Consider the following 19772-nt stretch of genomic DNA (forward strand, 5'->3'; position numbering starts at 1 on the left):
AAGGTCAATACTGCTATCAGCATTGACCTTCTTTTATGACTTTTGATAATACTTAGAGCCGTTTGCTAGCAGCATTATCTTCTGATTCTCTCCCATGCGGCACCAGCCATTTGCCAAACCAATTAGACACATCATCCATCAAGGTATAAACCACCGGAATAACGACTAGACTTAATAAAGTGGAAGTCACTAAGCCGCCTAATACTGCCGCTGCCATGGGACGGCGAAAGGTCGGGTCGGCTTCGCCCCAACCAAATACCAGCGGCAACATGCCCGCGCCCATCGCGATAGAAGTCATAATAATCGGACGCGCGCGCTTACGACAAGCATCAATCATGGCATCAAATCGCGTCAGTCCACGCCGCTGGGCTATCAGTGCATAATCAACCAGCAAAATTGAGTTCTTAGTGGCAATACCCATTAGCATAATAAAGCCAATCATTGATGGCATGGATAAACTACTTCCGGTAATCATCAAACCGACAAACGCGCCGCCAATAGATAAGGGTAGCGCCATTAGGATAGTAAACGGTTGTAATAAGCGTTTGAATAATAAAATCAATACGCCCAAAATACAGATAATACCCACTGACATGGCAATGACAAAACCGCTAAACAGCTCCGCCATACTTTCCGCCTGCCCTTGCTCAATAATGGTAATAGACGAAGGCAAATTCTGTATGGTCGGTGTGTTTTTAACCGCCTGTACCAGCTCACCAAGCTCACCATTAGTGGGCTGCACCGTGATACTAATGGCACGTTCACGATCTAAGCGACTGATTTGCGCAGGACCTGTGCCAAAATCGAGCGCTGCCACTTCGCCTACCCGCACCCCTTCTCCAATAGGGCGCGCACTTGGCACATAAAGACCTTCTAGCTGGCTGACACTTTGTTTTGCCACATCTGGTAAGCGTACGACGATGGATATTTGGCGGGTGTCCAGATTAAGCTTTGATAAACGCTGCTCATAGTCGCCAACGGTCGCAATGCGTAGCGTGGTGGCGATATCTTGGGTAGTCACGCCTTTATCCGCCATTGCCAATCTATCCGGTGTTACCGTCAGCTCTTGGCGCGGTAAGCTGCGATCACTGGTCACGGCACCGGCAATAGGCAGCGCGCGGATATCGCTCATGATTTTTTGGACAGTTTGTTCGAGCACTTGCGGATTGGTACTGCTTAAGGAGAAGTTATAACCGCTCTCACCGCCACTGGATAAACCAACGGTAAAACGGGCGCTTGGTACTTCTGCCACGAGGGCACTAATTTTACGTTCAATCTCTTGCTTTGATCCACGCTCCGCACGTGGCGCTAATACAATGTCGAGTCCAGCAATATTTTTTGCTTTACCGCCACTGGAGTCTGAGCCCATCGACGCTTGCCCTTCACCCACTGCAGTAAAAATATGCAGCACTTCTGGCAACGTCATAATACGCGCACTTGCCAGCGCCGCTACTCGCTCCGTATCCGCAAGTGTCACATCAGGCGTCAGTTCAATAGACACCCGAGTTTGGTCAATATCATTATCAGGAATAAAGGCGGTCGGTAGTAATTTGACCAAACTAAGCGATACCACAAACAATATCAAGGTTGCGCCCATGGTTAGCCAGCGATGATGCAAGGTCCACGTGACCATTTTTAAATAGCCCGTCATCGTGCGACCTTGGCGTTCAACATGCTTTTTTTCTGGGCGCAAAATATATGCCGCCATCATTGGCGTTATTAAACGCGCGACCAATAATGAAGCAAAAATAGCCAGCGCCGCCGTCCAACCAAACTGGCGAAAAAACTGCCCAACAATACCACCCATAAATGCCGTCGGTAAAAACACCGCAATCAAGGTAAAGGTCGTGGCAACTACCGCAAGCCCAATCTCATCCGCCGCTTCCATTGCCGCCTCATACGGGGTTTTGCCCATACGCAAATGGCGCATGATATTTTCGACTTCGACAATCGCATCATCGACCAATACTCCGATGACTAAGGACAATGCCAAAAGCGAGATAATATTTAAGCTAAAATCAAACAGATACATGCCCAAAAAAGTGGGAATAATAGATAAAGGTAGCGCCACCGCCGTCACAATCGTGGCGCGAATATTACGCAGGAATAGGAACACGACGATAACGGCTAAAATTCCGCCTTCTATCAACATGCGCAGCGACGCTTGATAATCTTCATCAATCGGCGTTGCTCGGTCATACACTTTTTCAATACTAATATTAGGCATGTCTTGATGTAATTGGCTGAGCGCTTCATCAACACGTGCCATGACTTCAACTTCACTAGCACCGCGCGAACGGGTTACGTTAAATGCCACTACCGTTTGCCCATCAAGCTTAGCGATGGAACTTGGATCTGCTGCGCCATCAGTGACTTGCGCCATTTGCCCCAGTGTTTGCGTCCCACCAGTTGGCACCGCTATCTGCAATTCATTCAGTTCACGCGCACGCTCAACCGCGCCCAAGACGCGAATTGTTTGGGTCGTATTGCCAACCTCAGCCTCTCCGCCCGCACTGTCTTGTTGAATAGCAGCAATTTGCTGTGACAACTGGCTGATAGAAAGCTGCAAGCCGCTCATAATGATGGGGTCAGCCGCTACCGTAATCTGGCGCTCAAGCCCACCGATACGACTGATTGCCCCAACCCCTTGGACATCGGATAAACGCTTGGTAATGGTGTCATCAACAAACCATGATAAATCCTCGACGCTCATATTATTAGCGGTTACAGAGTAGGTAACGACCGGAAATCCTGAGGTGGACACCTTAGTAATAATCGGGTCATTTGCCGCGGCTGGTAAATCGCCACGCACCTCGCCAACGGCTGAGCGCACATCATCGACCGCTTCTTGAATGTCTTTATCTAACACAAACTCGGTCACAATGGTTGCCGCGCCCGTTTGCAGTGTGCTACGAATATGCTTGATACCGGTAATACTGGTCAGCCGATTTTCAATCTTTTTTGCCACATCGTTTTCTAATTGCGCAGGCGCAGCACCGGGTAACGTCACCGTCACCACCACCGCAGGCAAATCAATATCTGGGAATTGCTGCACTTTCATTTGCCGAAAGCCAAACAAACCGCCCATCGTTAATAACACAAACAATAAGATAGCAACGAGCGGATTTCTAATCGAATATGCCGACGCATTTAAATTCATGAGCGTGACGGCTTGTCGGTACTGGCTGTATTATCTTTGCCCTCTTTAGCATCCACAACACGCACCAAATCACCATCATTTAAGAAGCTGCCACCTTGCTTGACCAGTTGACTGTCCGCAGGAATCGGTTCGGCAATGGCAACTTTGTCACCAATGCGCTCTCCTAAAGTGACGCGCAGCTGCTGGATACGTCCGGTTTTTTTAACGTCATTAGCAGCGTTTTTAGTAGTATTATTTTTTGCGTTAGCGGCTGCATCGCTATCAGAATCAGCCTTAATATCCGTCACTAACATGACATAGTCAAAGCCATCATTACTGACAATGGCGCTGCTAGGTACAGTTTGCATACTGGCGCTGCCCAGTTGAAACTCGCCTTTTTGATACATGCCGGCACGTACCGCAGTATTTTTTGCCAAAATTGCATAGATAGTAATTTGACGGTTTTTATCTGCAGTTGGGGCAATACGGCTCACTTCGCCCATTACCGATTGCTCTTTTGGTAAGCTCACTTTTACTGGCGTGCCTACTTTTACTTCACCCACCAGCTTGGGGTCAAGGGTCGCTTGCCACTCTAACACCCCATCTTTAATAATGGTAAATAAAGGATCATTGCCAGCGACCATTCCTACTTCTACCATTTTTTCACTGATAACGCCTCTCACGGGTGCGACCACATTGGCGTTACTTAAGTTTAAGCGCTGCGTATTTAGTCTGGCTTGGGCAGCATCTACTGTGGCTTCAGCACGTATTTTAGTGCTGCGATAGCGATCGGCTTCTTGTTTACTAATAGCATCAATGTCAAGTAGCGGTAACACGCGTGCCGCCTCAGATTTTGCATTGACCAGCGCTGCTTCTGACTCTGCCACATCGGCTTGCGCTTGCAATACTTGCTGTTTCAGGGCAGCGGTGTCGAATATTGCCAGTACTTGCCCAGCTTTTACCTCTGAGCCTTCTTCTACCAGAACACGCTCAATTGCGACGCCATTAACTTTGGCACTAACGCTGGCAGTATCTTTTGCCGCTATCGTGCCATCCGCGCTTAAGGTATTGCCCAAGCTGTCTTGACTTGGAGAAACAACTTCCACAGATAAGACCGTTTGCTCAGGTACGCTCAATGGTGTCACGCTATTACTATCCGTATTGCCTTGCACTTGATTGACGCTAGCCGTGCTTCCTAATGTCTCATCGGTGCTCTTATTATCGCCCCAATATTTGCCCAATAAGACGCCCAAGACCAGCATCACTACCATGACCGGTATCAACCATAATGGATATTTTGACACCGGTTTTTTTACCATTGCATCAGGTTGACGATAAGGCGGCAGCTCTGAATCCGGTGGCAATATTGCAGGGTCTTCTTGCTCAGTATTGGGTTCTTGAAAGTCACTCATAGTGGGTCTCTATAGGTCAGCGCAATAATAAAAATTGAACGTCTAAAAGGTAGAAAATTAAAATACTTAATGCTAAATGCTATTTTTTCAGTACTAGCTGGTAAACCAATGTAAAGCTGCAATCGAACCAACGTCATTCAGCTATTAACCACCATTACGCATTGGTATAACGGCTGGCTTCCGGCATCCAGCGTTGGATAAGCTGGCTGACATCGGCTTTACGCGCAGGGTTACTGATGATATGTTTTGCTAACCGCTGGGCAATGGCAAATAGCTGCTCATCACGAATAAGGTCTGCTAAATAATAGCCAACATTACCGGTTTGACGTTTGCCCAATAATTCGCCAGGACCACGCAACTCTAAGTCTTTTTGGGCAATGACAAAACCATCAGTACTTTCACGCAGCACATTAAGTCGTTCCGTGCCAGTTTCTGATAATGGGGTTTGATATAGCAACACACAATAGCTTTTGGTTGAGCCGCGCCCAACCCGCCCGCGTAATTGATGCAATTGCGATAAGCCCAACCGTTCCGCATTTTCAATAACCATTAATGAGGCATTGGGCACATCGACGCCAACTTCAATCACAGTCGTAGCAATTAACAAATCCAGTTGTCCAGTTTTAAAGGCTTGCATCACCGCTTGCTTATCGACCGCTTTCATCTTGCCATGGACTAAGCCAATACGAATATCCAAGCGCTCATTTAAATCTTCATAAGTCGCTTCCGCCGCTTGCGCATCGAGGGCGGTCGACTCCTCTACCAATGAGCAAACCCAATACGCTTGCCGACCTGCCTCACAATTAACCGCGATACGCTCAATCACTTCATCACGGCGATTGCGGTCAATGGTCACAGTGGTAATCGGGGTTCGTCCCGGCGGCAATTCATCAATGATGGACGTATCCATATCGCCATATACACTCATCGCCAAGGTGCGCGGAATGGGCGTTGCGGTCATAATCAGCTGATGTGGGGTACTGCCGGTGACACCTTTATTGGTCAAAGCCATCCGTTGTTCAACGCCAAATCGGTGCTGCTCATCAATAATCACCAAGCCTAATTTGGCAAATTGTACTTGCTCTTGGAATAAAGCATGGGTACCGACGACCACTTGCACCGTATTTTCCGCCACCGCCACCAATGCTTCGCGGCGCTGCTTGGCGGTTTGTTTACCCGCCAGCCAGCCCACACCAATACCTAATGGTTCAAACCACTGCTTAAAATTGACCAAATGCTGCTCGGCTAATATCTCCGTCGGTGCCATCACTGCCACTTGCCAGCCACTATCCAGCGCAAATCCTGCTGCGCCTGCCGCCACTAAAGTTTTACCCGCGCCCACATCACCTTGCACCAAGCGCAGCATCGGAATCGAGGTTGCCATATCCGCAGTAATATCTTTCATAACGCGCGTTTGCGCCCCTGTTAAGCTAAACGGTAACGCGGCAAATAACTGCTCGGTAGTCGGGCTTTGAATGGCACATTTTGGCGCTTTATGTTGATGCAACTGCTGACGCCGATATAACAGGCTCAGCTGATGCGCGGTTAATTCTTCGATAATAAGACGCTGGCAAGCCGCATGACTGCGCGCACTGAGTTGCGTTAATAGCTCATATTGCTGAGTAATATCCGTATAAATCGGTGGCGTATGCAATAACACTAACGCTTCAAATATCGTTAAGTGATAGACATTATGCGCCGCCAAATGGTGCGGACTAGAATTAAGGCTTTCATTATAATTAGGGCTGCCGTTGGCGTTGGAGTCGGCAAAATCATAACGCGTAGGACTGGCTTTATTCACTTGGTTTTCGGGCACACGCTGCGCCAGCATAGAAAAAATATCGTCCGGCTCGCCCGTCTCTGCACTCTGTTTTCTTATAGGCGCAAAAGGCGCTAATGGCATATCAGCAACCACCGCAAAATCATCGGGCGTAAACAGGGTCATCGGTAGACCTTGGCTACGCACGGTTTGTAATGCCAATTTAATCAACGTCCGTAGTTTATTTTGATGTAAGCCTTTGACCGTTGGATAAATCGGCTGCAACCCAGTATCAACGATTGCAGCACTATCGGTAATGATTTGATATTCTGGATGGTGCAGCTGTTTACCATAGCGACTGACCTTCACTTCACCGAACAGCTGCAAATGCGTGCCGACACTCATGGTTTGCGCTAGTCCGGGATATACTTTAAAAAAACGTAATGAGATACTGCCGGTTGCATCTTCTATAATTACCGTCATGCCGCTACGCTTATTATCTACGTGCACCACGCGACCAGTGATTAACGCTGACTGTCCATGTGCCACATTCCCTATCGCGACAATACGGCTGCGGTCTTCATAAGCACGCGGCAGATGCAGTAATAAATCAAAAATGCGCTCAATGCCTAATTGTGCCAATTGCTCCCCCACCTTAACCCCAACGCCCGCCAGCGCCGTCACTGGCATATCTAATGACGATGGCGCATGACCTTTATTCATGGGCGCAGACATGGCTAAAGTGGCGGGGTGGCTGGCAGATATTGGCATCAAAATGTCCTAACCCATTAATTGGTAAACGTTTATAGTAACGATTAAAAATGATATATGGCGGTCATTATAGCTGACAAAGGTCTTGCTTATGCTAAGCGATTTAGTAATGATGCGTCTAGCTATTGACCTTGCTAGTTTGCCTTTATAGTTCACATCGATAGTAAGGCTGGCTATCTTATAAAAGGTCAACTATCCATACTTTTAAAATATGAAAATTATTTGAAAATGCGACCATTATTTTCAAGGCATATCTATCAAGGTATAACTATGTTTGCTCATTCTTTATCTTCTATTATCTATCGCTTAACAAATACGGCAACCGTATCTTACGGGCAGCGTGCCAGCCTTATTGGTGCGCTTGCCTTACTAACCAGTGCTTGCAATAGTATCCCTGACACCAGTCTTGTGCAGCCCGCTCATAAACCTTATATTCCTAAGGTCGCTTTGGTGTTAGGCGGCGGCGGTGCAAAAGGCTTTGCCCATGTTGGCGTGATTAAAGCATTAGAGGAAAACGGCATAACCCCAACCTTAGTGGTGGGTACCAGTGTAGGCAGTTTGGTTGGAAGTCTATACGCCAGCGGCTATAACTCTACTGAGCTGGAAAAAATTGCCTTAAGCACGCCCGATAGCGCGCTGATGGATTTCACTTTATCCAATCAAGGCTTTATTGAAGGGATAAAACTTAAAAACTTTATTAATACTAAAGTTGGTGGACGACCAATTGAAGCCTTTCCCATTACCTTTGCGGCGATTGCTGCGGAAAAAAATACCTTAACCAAAGCCATCTTTACAACGGGCGATGCTGGTCTTGCCGTGCAAGCGTCTTGTAGTGTGCCTAATATTTTTATTGCCCCGCGCATTCCAGAACAGGTGGGCAAAAAGTATGTTGATGGTGGCGTGGTAAGCCTAGTACCGGTCGATAGCGCTCGTGATTTGGGCGCAGATATTATCATAGCTGTGGACGTCACTGACCCGCATACTGGCGCTAAAAACAATAGTGCTAATAGTACGGATGCTAAGAAAAGTAATACAGCACCAACGGTTACTAAATTACCAACCATCACCTCGTTAAGCAGCTTTTGGGGCTTATTAGAATACAATGTCATGGCAAATGTCAGCAGTAATGCCGTGACCGCTACTACCTCCTCTCGACTTGAACGGCAACGCGCTGACATCGTCATTACGCCTAATGTCAGTCAAATCAGCTCCTTAGATACCAGCCAGCGCCGCGCCTTAATTACTGCTGGCATGCAAGCCACAACCCCAAAAATTGCTGCCATTAAGCAATTAATTAACGAAAAATCCAACAGCAAATATGCCACGCTTTAACAGATAGATAATGGTTTATGTATAAAAAAAGCACCACAGTTATTAGCTGTGATGCTTTTTTTATATCAAAAATATTTAATAATAAATTTATTTAACGCGCGCGCGGTATTTAACAGTTGCCGTCTCATTTAACCCCAAACCATCCAAATTCCAACGCACGGCTTTATAAAAAGTTAGCGGTACTTCTTGCAGCTTACCATCAATATTAGCACGTAGCGGCATACGGGCAAAAGTATTGCCATCCGCACTACCAAATGGGAAATCCGGTGCCATACCACCCAGCATTTCTACTTGCTCAGGAATGGTCATGGTGACCGTCATTTTACGCACTCTATCCGGATTGGTGTTGGTAAAGAGACCTTGATACTCTAAAACATTCCCAGACTGCAAACGCGTGCTGCCCGTCACTGGCACCAGTAGTTCTTTCCCATTGGCATCCACACTCACCAAAGAGGCAGTGATTCTGCTATTTATTGCTTGATTGGTTGAGCGAGTATTATTATCTGCCGCTTGTACGGTCAGCGGATTGCCCAGCGCTGGCTCTGGCGTCGGCAGCATAGCCGATGCCTGCGTTACTGCCATCGCGCCAACTAAAGTGCCAGCGACAACGTGAAATAAGCGATGACCCGTCCATGCAGCAAATGGATTGGCAAATTGGTTGCTTTTTTTCATGATAATTATTATTCCTAGTTAATGTATCGATAAAACGGAGCCTACAAAGAGCAGCAAGAAGAGGTCAGCCACGCTTTGTAATGGGATATAGGAGGTATCAATTGGTTACTAAAAGAGACTCAAAACACAATCAAAGACCGCAAAGCGTAGCATAACAAAAACGTTTTAGCATCATCCTAACGCCATGTTGCGCTTCTGTATAATCACGCTATAGAGTAGCATTGTTTTACCCAAAATAAAAAGATAGCTCATATCGACATTTTTTGCTATGGTAAATCTTTAATGTTCGACAAATTTTTGTCACTCCTTCTCCTTTATTCTAACGATAATTGCTCCTATTATGACTACTAGCGCCATGCCTCAGATCAATCCAGAATACGTCCATTGGTTCCGCAACTCAGCCCCTTACATTAATACCCATCGCGGCAAGACATTCGTGATTATGTTCGGTGGCGAAGCGGTCAATCATCCTAACTTTAGCACCTTGATTCATGATTTTGCGTTATTGCACAGCTTAGGTATTAAGCTGGTATTGGTTCACGGTGCCCGTCCGCAAATCGAAAAAAATATTAAAGACGCAGGCATTACCGCAGCGCTGCATCAGGATATTCGCGTGACGCCACGCGTTGCTATGCCGGCTATTTTACAAGCGGTTGGTGCCATTCGGTTGCAACTTGAAGCCCAGCTATCTATGGGACTGGCAAATTCGCCCATGTATGGCTCGCGTATTGACGCCATTTCAGGTAATTTTGTCACCGCACGTCCTTATGGCGTCCGTGATGGCGTTGATTATCAGATGACCGGTGAAGTGCGTTCTATTGATGTTGAAGCTATTAAAAATAACCTATTGCATGACCATATTGTTATTTTAGGCTCAATGGGTTATTCAGCTACCGGTGAGGTGTTTAATTTACTGGCAGAAGATGTGGCGTTAAGCGCAGCCGTTGCACTGGGTGCCGATAAGCTGATTTTATTGGGCGAAGAAACGGGCATTAATGACAATGACCGTTTACTGCGTGAGATGATTCCAAATGAAGTGGATCGTTTTTTACGTGGACGCGATTTAAATTGTGAGATTAATTACTTCTTGCATTGTGCCAGTAGCGCTTGCCGTCAAGGCGTTCACCGTACTCATATTATCTCTTATGCTAAAGATGGGGCGTTACTTGAAGAGTTATTCACCCGTGATGGCTCTGGCACCTTGATTAGCCATGACCCATATGAAGAGATTCGCCGCGCCAATATTGATGATGTGGTTGGTATGCTTGAGCTACTCACCCCCCTTGAAGAACAAGGGATTTTGGTCGCTCGCTCACGCGCACGCTTAGAGCAAGAAATTGAGAACTATAGTGTGATTGAACGTGACGGAATGATTTTGGGCTGTGCATCCCTTAATCCGCTCGATGAAGTTTCGGCAGAAGTGGCATGCGTAGCTGTACATCCTGAATACCGCAGTGGCAGCCGTGGCGCAGATTTATTAGCATTTTTGGAGCAGCAAGCGCGCAGTCATGGATTACAGAAATTGTTTGTATTAACCACCCGTACCGCGCATTGGTTTGTTGAACACGGCTTTGTAGAAGTCGATGCCACTGCCCTACCTGAAGCACGCCAGCAGCAATATAATAATGGACGCAACTCAAAAGTTTTCCAAAAGATACTTTAGCCTTTAATTTAAAATCTTTAACAATGATTATCCTTGTTAAAGATTAAGAAAAATCCTTTTATAAAAAAGCCCTCATACATCAATATGAGGGCTTTTTATTAGCGAATACTAAGCTATAAATGCTGAGCTATTTTTACAATCATAAATCTCTAAAAATTAGCTTGACCTTAAACGCTTATTATTTTGCTTTTACTTTTAACAATTCAACGGTAAAGATAAGGGTGCTGTTAGGCTCGATACCTGCGTTACCCGCTTCGCCATAAGCTAAGTCTGATGGGATATAGAACTCGTATTTACCGCCCTCTTTCATTAACTGTAAACCTTCCGTCCAACCAGCGATGACTTGGTTTAATGGGAATTCAATTGGCTCACCGCGCTCATACGAGCTATCAAATACCGTACCGTCAAGCAACTTACCTTCATAGTTCACTTCAACCACATCAGTAGCTTTTGGTGCTTTGCCCGTGCCAGCTTTTAATACTTTATACTGTAAGCCTGATTTCGTGGTGGTCACGCCTGCTTTTTTGCCATTTTCTGCTAAGTAGGTTGCGCCTTTGGTTTTATTTTCACCAGCTTTAGTTTGCATCTCTTTCACGAAACTTTCTTCCTGTTCTTTTTGATACGTCATTAATACTTCTTGCATTTGCTCTTGGGTCAATGCTGGCTCTTTGCCTTCATAACCATCGCGAAAGCCTTTTTCAAACTTATCTAAATTCAAATCCTTGACCGCATCTTTATTGCCTTCAGCCATCATGAAGCCCAAGCTGTAGCCCACTTTTTCAGCTGCTGGACTTTGTTCAGTCACTGCCACACTTTTAGCAGCTGTCTCTTTATTGCCGTTATTGGTACTACAGCCAGTTACTAGTAACATCGCACTGGTTAATGCCGTGATCGTCAAAGTAGTCATTTTTTTCATAGAATTGTCTCGAATGGTCAAACACATTATCAAAAGGGTGGCAGAAGTTTGCCTGCGCACCATGATAGCAAATCTTAGTTTTAGGCACCATGTTTGCGATGAAATTATCGGGCTAATGTACGTTCTCTGTTAATAACAGCCGCAAAAATAACAACTTATCACACAATTATAGTAAGAAGTTAAGCTTTCTGTCTTTAACCGTTTCACTATATCAGCTAAGCTAACACAGCTAAGATGATAAGTAACCAAAGGTATGTTTTTTACTACAAATAGGTTTTATCAGGGTCAGCTTTTTTATTATATACAGTTAGGTTTATAACAGATTTGGTACTGACTGTGTATATGCACCATTTTAATGACAACAATATTAAGAATAGCAATTGCTATTAAAAAGCGTCATAACACTATTAATGCTTGATTAACGCTTGAACTTATTAGCAAAGCTTAATCTTCAGCTATGATGTTTAAAATTATAATACTTATATCATACTTAAAAGGAGGTCGGGATGAACCCATACACATCTTTCAACGGTTATCTTGGTGGACCGATAGGATCCATTATTGGCGCTATATTGATTTTTATCATTGGTTGGCTCGTTGCTTTAGGCATTGCCGCTTTGGTACGTAATGTACTTGCTAAAGTAAATGTTAACCAGCGTATGAATTCAACCACTGGCAAGACTTACGATTTAGAAGGCATTATCTCTAAGATTGTTTTCTGGTTTATCTTTATTATCGCCATTTCAGGCGCGCTGAGCCAACTTAACTTAAACTCGATCTCCGCCCCATTTGCTAATATGGTTAATCAAGTATTGGCATTTATCCCGAACCTCATTGGCGCGATAGCCGTTGGTGTATTGGGCTGGGTTATTGCAACGGTTGCACGTACTGCAATCAATGCTGCACTCGCAAAAACCAATATGGATGAGCGTTTAAGCGCACAAGCTGGCGTTAAACCGATGAGCAGTACCATTGCTGATATGGTTTACTGGTTTATTCTATTGGTTGTTCTGACTATGGTTTTAGGTCAGTTAGAGCTAGACGGTTTATTTGCTCCTTTAACCAATATGGTCGATAAAATCTTTAGCTTTATCCCAAATATTCTGATCGCTGGTGTGGTCTTTGTGGTGGGTTATATCATCGCTAAAGTCGTACGCGGCATTGTAACTAACTTGGTTTCTACCTTTAATGTTCAAGAGCTTGCATCAAAAGCAGGCTTAAGCGAACAGAATAGCTTGCCAAATATCGCCGGTTCTTTAGCCTTTTTAGTGGTTATCATTCCAACCATTATCGCTGCTTTAAATGCGCTTAAAATCGAAGTGATTGCTCGTCCTGCAACCAATATGTTGAACAAAATCATGGAAGCCTTGCCTAATATCTTTATGGCAATTGCTATCTTGGTTGTGACTTTCTATGTCGTTCGTATGGTTGCTAACATCATTAAAGGCTTACTTGAAAATACGCAAATCAATCAGTTACCTGCCAAAGTTGGTCTGCAACAGACCATGGGTGATAAAAAGATTTCTGACTTAGTTGGTTATGCGATTATCTTCTTTGCCATGTTATTTGCTGCCATTGCAGCGGCTGACTTGCTTGGTTTTGAGCCTATCTCAGGTATTATTACGATGTTTATCGCCTTTGGTGCTAACATTATCCTGGGTGCGATTATTTTGTTTATTGGCTTTTGGCTTGCCAACATCATTGCTGGTGTTGTCGAACGCTCTGAGCAAGGTTCACAGTTCTTAGCCAACATCGTGCGTGTATTGATCATGGGTTTAGTATTGGCCATGGGTCTAAAAGCCATGGGTATTGCAGATTCTATCGTTAACCTTGCATTTGGTCTAACGTTAGGTGCGGTTGCGGTTGCCTTTGCTTTATCTTTCGGTCTTGGTGGTCAAGAAGCAGCAGCTCGTTTCTTACGCAAGATGCAGGACAAGATGGATGAAGAGCGTACAGGTATGAAAATCCATACCACGCGTCATACTAAGACTACGTCTAACACTACGGATAAAGTTGCTGACGCTGTTCGTGCTGCTACGCCAAGCACAGTATCAACGGGTACTACTGCCCCAATTACTGGAGCCACAAGTACTCCGGTAACCAGTACAACGCCAAATACTCCAACTACTGATATTGTTGATACCACTTCGGCTAATCAGTATGGCAAATTAACTGATAATGATATTGAATAATTACAGTTAACTATTTTTCTTAATAAAAAAGACAGCTTAGGCTGTCTTTTTTACGCATATTATTTAGAAAACTAACTGTTTAGCGATATTTTTCAGACCAAAAAAGACCATGAAATCGTATTGTATAGCAGTCGCTTTCACATCAATGACTTGCTATGATAAATTATTGCCTTTTTCAATCATATGATAACAAGGACAGAATATCATGAAACGCTTCAAAGAAAAAACCGTCATTGTGACGGGTGCAGGTTCTGGAATTGGTCGAGCAACCGCCATTCGCTTCGCTCGCGAAGGCGCAAATGTGGTACTAGTCGGGCGTACAACTCAAACGCTTGAAGAAACAGCAAGTGAGTTTCCACATGACCGTACCTGGATTCATACGGATAACTATTTGATTGTTGCTTGCGATGTCAGTATCCAAACCCAAGTGAAAGAGATGATTAAGCTGGTGATAGATAAGTTTGATAAGATTGATATCTTAGTTAATAATGCGGGTAAAGCCGTACAAGGTAAAATCACGGAGCTGAGCGCAGAAGAATGGAAGAGTGCCATCGATATTAATTTAAACGGCACCTTTTACGTTTGCCAAACGGCTATGCCGTACTTGATTGCCAGTAAGGGGAATATTATTAACGTCTCCTCGCTTTCAGGCATGGGCGGCGACTGGAACATGGCAGCCTATAATGCCGCTAAAGCAGGCGTCAGTAACTTAACTAGGACATTGGCATTAGATCATGGCGCGGATGGCGTGCGTATCAATGCGGTTAATCCCAGTGTCACAAAAACCGGTATGAGTAGCAGCATTCAAGAGGATACGGTAAAAACAGATAAATTTATAGAACGCTGCCCGATGGGACGCTTTGCAACACCTGAAGATGTCGCTGCTGCCATTACTTTTTTAGCAAGTGATGAAGCCGCAATGATTACGGGCGTTAATTTACCTGTCGATGGTGGCGTCAGTGCCTCTAGTGGTCAGCCCAGATTTTAAATATTTATTAGCTGAAGTGAGCGCTAGATTTATCTATTATTAAGTAATCCGTTCAGCAATAATTTGCTCATAAAAAACAGACTGATTAATGCGCAGTATTATTTACATCCTGTAGTGGCTGTGACAAGCGCTCAGGATGGCGCGGCACTACCCCATAATACTGGGCATAGATTTTTGGCAAATCAGCTTCAATGTCACCCGTCGGATGTATCAGCGATAAAAAGCGAATCTCTTTGGTTTTATAATCTAGTGCGACAGGGAGTATCGGCACATTCGCTCCCAGTGCCAAATAATAAAAGCCCGTTTTCCAACTTTCAGTATATTCTCGCGTGCCCTCTGGAGACAATCCAAGGAACAATGGTTTACCCGTTTTAAACTTATCAATACTGGATTGCAGAACTGAGCCTTTATTATCACGGTCAATAGGAATAACCCCAATCCAGTGCAGCAGCTGAGCCAAAATCGGCACTTTAAAAAGCGTATGTTTTCCCATAATACTAATTTTTAAATCTAAGGCAAAGAGGCTAGGTATCGCATAAATACCATCCACATTAGAGGTGTGTGGCAATGCCAAAACAACGGCTTGTGGAATATCTGGTATATGCCCAACCGTACGCCAACCGGCTACTTTTAATAAATAAGCGGCAATAACAGGCGTTATTTTTCCGCCACGTCTGGGTACGAGTCGGCCTAAATCCTTTCGAGTTAATTTAGGCAGCTTGGATAAAGTAGACAACTTTGATGGTATTGGCAATATAGTAAAACTCCTGCAATGAGAACAATCTTTAATCTCTAATGTGATAATAGTGGAATAACCTAAAAATAGGATAACCTCGTAATAGCATTATCTTGCCAACGCTCAATTAACTTTTGCGGCATTTTATAACGCTTAACTTTATGATTTTACCAGTATCTAAACTGTTATAAAGCAATATCTGCCAGATTACCTGTTTGCTCAAGCCACAGCTTACGATCCCCTGCCCGTTTCTTTGCCAGCAACATATCCATCACATTATTAGTAAGCACCATATCGTCCATATCCAACTGAACCAAACGACGCGTATCTCGATTCATTGTGGTTTCGCGTAATTGTTCGGCACTCATTTCCCCAAGCCCTTTAAAACGGGTAATCTGAGCTTTTTTATTCCCCGTAATACCCGCTAAAATATGAGCAAGTTCAGGCTCATCCAATGCATAGTGAACCTCGCGACCGACGTCAACGCGATACAGCGGCGGCATGGCGACAAACAGATGACCCGCTTCAACCAATGCAGGAAAATGCTTGACGAATAACGCGCAAATCAAAGTGGCAATATGCAAACCATCAGAATCCGCATCCGCTAAAATACAAACCTTATCGTAGCGCAGCTCAGATAAGTCCGATGAGGCAGGATCGACACCAATGGCAATCGCGATGTCATGAATCTCTTGGCTGGATAATACAGTATCAGAGGATACTTCCCACGTATTCAAAATCTTACCACGCAGCGGCAATATCGCCTGATAATGACGGTCGCGCGCTTGCTTGGCACTACCGCCTGCCGAATCTCCTTCGACTAAAAACAACTCAGCACCATCACGCAAATCACCGCGGCAATCTGCTAATTTCCCCGGTAAAGCGGGTCCTTGAGTAATTTTTTTTCGGGCTACTTTTTTAGCAGATTTAAGACGACTGCCTGCTTTATTAATGGCAAGTTCTGCTATCTGCGCGCCCAATTCTGCATGCTTATTTAGCCATAAACTAAACGCATCTTTTGCTAACGTTTGTACGGCTCCTGCAGCTTCACGGCTCGATAAGCGCTCTTTCGTTTGTCCTGAAAACTGCGGCTCTGAGAATCTTAAGGATAAAATATAATTGACCCCATCCCAAACATCTTCGGCGGTTAATTTTACACTGCGGGGCAGTAAATTATGAATGTCACAAAATTCACGTAACGCTTCTAAAATACCGGTACGCAAGCCATTCACATGGGTGCCGCCTTGCGCCGTAGGAATCAAATTGACATAGCTTTCTTGAATGGGAGTACCACCTTCCGGTAGCCAAGAGAGTGCAAAAGTAATGGCTGCGCGTTCGCCTTTCTTTGCCTCATAATGGTAATAAAACGGCTGAGGTGGCAGTGTCTCTAACCCATCCAACTGCTCGGTTAAGTATTCAACCACGCCATCGGTGAACTGCCAAACGACCTTTTCATTATTAATATCATCAATAAACTCAATCGTCAGACCTGCCGCTAATACCGCTTTGGCTTTTAAATTATGCTTGAGCTGCTTAATATTAAATTTAGGCGTATCAAAAAAATGACTATCCGCCCAAAAACGCACCTTAGTACCGCGCTTACGCTTATTGGAGCTGACTGACTCATTCAATGCCGTTACTGGTGCGCCATTTTCGAACGCCATATCAAACTGGCTGCCTTCACGCCATACCGTTACTTCAACTCGCGTCGATAGCGCATTAACAACAGAGATACCGACCCCATGCAGTCCACCAGATACCTGATAGTTCGAAGTGGAAAATTTACCACCCGCATGTAGACGAGTTAAGATCAGCTCAATACCCGTTTGCCCAAATTCAGGATGCATATCCGTTGGCATACCACGACCATCATCTTCCACCGATAGCGAACCATCTGTGTATAACTGTACTTTAATAGTTTTAGCAAAACCTGCTAACGCTTCATCTACCGAATTATCGATAACTTCCTGCGCCAAATGATTAGGACGCGTCGTATCGGTATACATGCCCGGTCGACGGCGAACGGGCTCCAGCCCCTCTAAAACTTCTAACGACTGCGCATTATATTGACTCACACGACTTCCTTTAGTATTCAAAATAATTAATTCTATCTAACCATTATAACGAAAAATAGTACCATTAGCTCGAATACGCAGCGTCTTACGTCATATGATGTCGTCTATTCTAATTAAAGTAATTATTAAATATGCTGCACCATTTATTGTTGTAATTGCTTTAAAGTATCAATCACCATCGGTAAGTGCTCGCTAAAATCACTAAACCTGTGATCGCCACCGGCTTGTAATAAGACCCTAGCACCCTGCTGTCTATAAAACTCGGCAGATAACTGAGAATCTAGTAACTCATCACCGTCTTTCATGAGCACAGTAACTTTATCGGGATAATGAACGGTTAATAATTGATGTTCTTCAAACCATTGTAAATCTGCACGCGTAATATCCCAACCACCGGCTGTCGAATGAATAACCTGATTACTAAAATCTTCCTCTTTAACGTTATTATTTAGCTTCAAATCTTTAGCAAAGCGCTGTAAAGTAATATGTGGTTGAATACTAGGATTTAACAATAGCGCAGGACAACCTGTATGATTGCTTATCAAGGTAGAAAAATAGCCACCCAATGAACTACCTACCAATACCGTATTTAAAGGTTCACACTGCTCATTTTCAATAGTATTGTGAATCCTTAAGCCCTCGATTAATGACACTATTTGCTTGAAAACTTGATCAGGTGTTTTATTCAAATCAGGGCGTATTATATTGATATCAGAGTGATATTTACGGCAATAATCCTCTAACAACCGTCCTTTAGTAGAGTTAGCATCACTGTTTAGCCCATGAATATAAATAACGTTCACGTATAATCTCACTTATTGATGTTGTTATAATTGCTGTATATAAATAATAAAAAATTAGCATATCATTGAGTGTATAAAGACAGTAACAATAAAATTGCACATGATTATTCAGTATCTGCGACATTCTTCTAGACATAAACTGAGTATCGAGCAGATAAGATAGCGTAAATGTGAATAGTTGGGATTTGTTTTTGATGAAGTGCTTGAGATTGATTAATTGCTTTGAAGAGTAAAAGCTTTGATTTAAAGTTAAGTAACGATATCTACTCTTTGATCTTTATCTATATTTTGCCTTAACTTTATCGGCGGTCTTTTCTAGCATTATATATTGCGTTAGCCATAAGTTTGGTAGTAGATTTTTCATACCCTCTATTTCTATATTCTGTGTCAGGTGTATAATCATCATTTCTATACATTTCCAACTCACCAATCAGTAGTTTTTCATCAAAATGATTTAAATTAAGGTTCAGCCACATCGAAAGCTGTTGAAAGTTGTTAGCAATCTTTTCACCCTTCTGTTCCTCTAAAAAAGAATTTAAATCAATAGGATAGTTTCGCTCTTCTGCTGCCAGAATAGCTATTCGCACAATAGTTAGTAGTTGCTGACCAGTAAATTGCATCGAGTAGTCTGCAGTATGGTGACGCAACCCATATTCAATTCTCAATTTTTTAGAGTGTGACCAATATCTATCTTCTAAAAGTGAAAGACGTTTATAGTATGTTTTTAAAATCTCAGCTTCAATTAAATCTTTAGTATCAATCTTCAATTCATCGAAGGTTTTAAGTTTTACATTGGTATTATTAGCTGCTTCAAAAGCACCACTTTGAAACCCCGCTACAGATATAATAAAACCGCGGTCTGCACCTATGTCGTCTACAATTGATCTCAGCACTAATACTTGTGCCTTAGTTACTTTACTCTTCCAATGTTTCGCTTCAACAACCCAAATAATATTTTCACCCAGAAACCTAGTTTTGACGAGTACATCTATATCATGGCAAGTTCGCACGCCTTGAACTCTAACATTGCTCTCTGCATCAGCTCCTAGCGAATCAAAATGTTTTTTAATATCTTCTTGAAATTCATACCAGCTTGGTTCTCTAGTCATAACCATCCTTATACCTAGTGAGATGAAGCTAAAAATTAATACCTTATAGATAAAGTAAGAAATTATCATTACTTAAAACTCAGGCAAGCAAAACCCCCCTCCGCTTTCGCGAAGGGGGGTTTAACTTTGAATAGAGAGCTGACGATGACCTACTCTCACATGGGCGAACCACACTACCATTGGCGCAAAGACGTTTCACTTCTGA

13 protein-coding genes are annotated in these 19772 nt (G+C 43.8%); 4 read left to right on the top strand and 9 right to left on the bottom strand.

Annotation, left to right across the window (positions count from 1 at the left end; all coding sequences use genetic code 11):
* Positions 1-52: 52 nt before the first annotated feature.
* The 3 genes from AAEY78_RS08350 to recG all read right to left on the bottom strand — a co-directional run bounded on the left by AAEY78_RS08350 (position 53) and on the right by recG (position 7081).
* Positions 53-3160 carry an efflux RND transporter permease subunit gene (locus AAEY78_RS08350; RefSeq protein ID WP_352338891.1) on the bottom strand — a complete coding sequence of 1036 codons (3108 nt, stop codon included), beginning with the start codon at positions 3158-3160 and terminating at the stop codon, positions 53-55.
* Positions 3157-4551, bottom strand: a complete 1395-nt coding sequence (locus AAEY78_RS08355) for an efflux RND transporter periplasmic adaptor subunit (protein WP_352338892.1) — start codon at positions 4549-4551, stop codon at positions 3157-3159. Before AAEY78_RS08355 ends, AAEY78_RS08350 begins: the two co-directional genes overlap by 4 nt.
* A 154-nt stretch (positions 4552-4705) precedes the next feature.
* A complete protein-coding gene (recG, locus tag AAEY78_RS08360; protein WP_502943721.1) occupies positions 4706-7081 on the bottom strand; it encodes an ATP-dependent DNA helicase RecG in 2376 nt (791 codons plus the stop codon).
* Positions 7082-7351: 270 nt separating this feature from the next.
* Here recG and AAEY78_RS08365 point away from each other — a divergent pair, with 270 nt between their 5' ends.
* The gene (locus AAEY78_RS08365) at positions 7352-8413 is read left to right on the top strand and encodes a patatin-like phospholipase family protein (RefSeq protein ID WP_352338893.1); all 1062 of its coding nucleotides are present in this window, start codon (positions 7352-7354) and stop codon (positions 8411-8413) included.
* 87 nt (positions 8414-8500) lie between these two features.
* Here the strand turns inward: AAEY78_RS08365 and AAEY78_RS08370 are convergent, their stop codons facing one another.
* Positions 8501-9085, bottom strand: coding sequence for a hypothetical protein (locus AAEY78_RS08370; RefSeq protein ID WP_352338894.1), 585 nt, complete (start codon positions 9083-9085; stop codon positions 8501-8503).
* A 340-nt stretch (positions 9086-9425) separates the two neighbouring features.
* On the opposite strand from AAEY78_RS08370, the gene argA reads away from it, so the two are divergent.
* Positions 9426-10748 (top strand): amino-acid N-acetyltransferase, encoded by a 1323-nt coding sequence (gene argA, locus AAEY78_RS08375; protein WP_352338895.1) that lies wholly within the window; start codon positions 9426-9428, stop codon positions 10746-10748.
* A 178-nt stretch (positions 10749-10926) separates the two neighbouring features.
* Here argA and bamJ read toward each other — a convergent pair whose 3' ends face one another.
* A complete protein-coding gene (gene bamJ, locus AAEY78_RS08380; RefSeq protein WP_352338896.1) occupies positions 10927-11664 on the bottom strand; it encodes a BamJ family beta-barrel-assembly machinery protein in 738 nt (245 codons plus the stop codon).
* A 506-nt stretch (positions 11665-12170) separates the two neighbouring features.
* On the opposite strand from bamJ, the gene AAEY78_RS08385 reads away from it, so the two are divergent.
* Both AAEY78_RS08385 and budC read left to right on the top strand, forming a co-directional pair.
* The gene (locus tag AAEY78_RS08385) at positions 12171-13856 is read left to right on the top strand and encodes a mechanosensitive ion channel (protein WP_352338897.1); all 1686 of its coding nucleotides are present in this window, start codon (positions 12171-12173) and stop codon (positions 13854-13856) included.
* A 205-nt stretch (positions 13857-14061) separates the two neighbouring features.
* On the top strand, positions 14062-14844 hold the full coding sequence (gene budC, locus AAEY78_RS08390) for a meso-2,3-butanediol dehydrogenase (RefSeq protein ID WP_352338898.1): 783 nt from the start codon (positions 14062-14064) through the stop codon (positions 14842-14844).
* A gap of 85 nt (positions 14845-14929) precedes the next feature.
* On the opposite strand, the gene AAEY78_RS08395 is transcribed toward budC, so the two are convergent.
* The 4 genes from AAEY78_RS08395 to AAEY78_RS08410 all read right to left on the bottom strand — a co-directional run bounded on the left by AAEY78_RS08395 (position 14930) and on the right by AAEY78_RS08410 (position 19567).
* Positions 14930-15598 carry a lysophospholipid acyltransferase family protein gene (locus tag AAEY78_RS08395; protein ID WP_352338899.1) on the bottom strand — a complete coding sequence of 223 codons (669 nt, stop codon included), beginning with the start codon at positions 15596-15598 and terminating at the stop codon, positions 14930-14932.
* 167 nt (positions 15599-15765) lie between these two features.
* Entirely contained in the window at positions 15766-17655 is a 1890-nt protein-coding gene (gene parE / locus AAEY78_RS08400; protein WP_352338900.1) for a DNA topoisomerase IV subunit B, read from the bottom strand.
* A 143-nt stretch (positions 17656-17798) separates the two neighbouring features.
* Positions 17799-18458 carry a YqiA/YcfP family alpha/beta fold hydrolase gene (locus AAEY78_RS08405; RefSeq protein ID WP_352338901.1) on the bottom strand — a complete coding sequence of 220 codons (660 nt, stop codon included), beginning with the start codon at positions 18456-18458 and terminating at the stop codon, positions 17799-17801.
* A 299-nt stretch (positions 18459-18757) separates the two neighbouring features.
* Positions 18758-19567 (bottom strand): restriction endonuclease, encoded by an 810-nt coding sequence (locus AAEY78_RS08410; protein ID WP_352338902.1) that lies wholly within the window; start codon positions 19565-19567, stop codon positions 18758-18760.
* Positions 19568-19772 lie beyond the last annotated feature (205 nt).

Source organism: Psychrobacter sp. 16-MNA-CIBAN-0192 (assembly GCF_040309565.1).
Taxonomy (GTDB): Bacteria; Pseudomonadota; Gammaproteobacteria; order Pseudomonadales; family Moraxellaceae; genus Psychrobacter.

Bases quoted from the DNA above. Each gene is read 5' to 3' on its own strand.
- AAEY78_RS08350 (WP_352338891.1), bottom strand. From the start codon at position 3,160: ATGAATTTAAATGCGTCGGCATATTCGATTAGAAATCCGCTCGTTGCT.
- AAEY78_RS08355 (WP_352338892.1), bottom strand. From the start codon at position 4,551: ATGAGTGACTTTCAAGAACCCAATACTGAGCAAGAAGACCCTGCAATA.
- recG (WP_502943721.1), bottom strand. From the start codon at position 7,081: ATGCCAATATCTGCCAGCCACCCCGCCACTTTAGCCATGTCTGCGCCC.
- AAEY78_RS08365 (WP_352338893.1), top strand. From the start codon at position 7,352: ATGTTTGCTCATTCTTTATCTTCTATTATCTATCGCTTAACAAATACG.
- AAEY78_RS08370 (WP_352338894.1), bottom strand. From the start codon at position 9,085: ATGAAAAAAAGCAACCAATTTGCCAATCCATTTGCTGCATGGACGGGT.
- argA (WP_352338895.1), top strand. From the start codon at position 9,426: ATGACTACTAGCGCCATGCCTCAGATCAATCCAGAATACGTCCATTGG.
- bamJ (WP_352338896.1), bottom strand. From the start codon at position 11,664: ATGAAAAAAATGACTACTTTGACGATCACGGCATTAACCAGTGCGATG.
- AAEY78_RS08385 (WP_352338897.1), top strand. From the start codon at position 12,171: ATGAACCCATACACATCTTTCAACGGTTATCTTGGTGGACCGATAGGA.
- budC (WP_352338898.1), top strand. From the start codon at position 14,062: ATGAAACGCTTCAAAGAAAAAACCGTCATTGTGACGGGTGCAGGTTCT.
- AAEY78_RS08410 (WP_352338902.1), bottom strand. From the start codon at position 19,567: ATGACTAGAGAACCAAGCTGGTATGAATTTCAAGAAGATATTAAAAAA.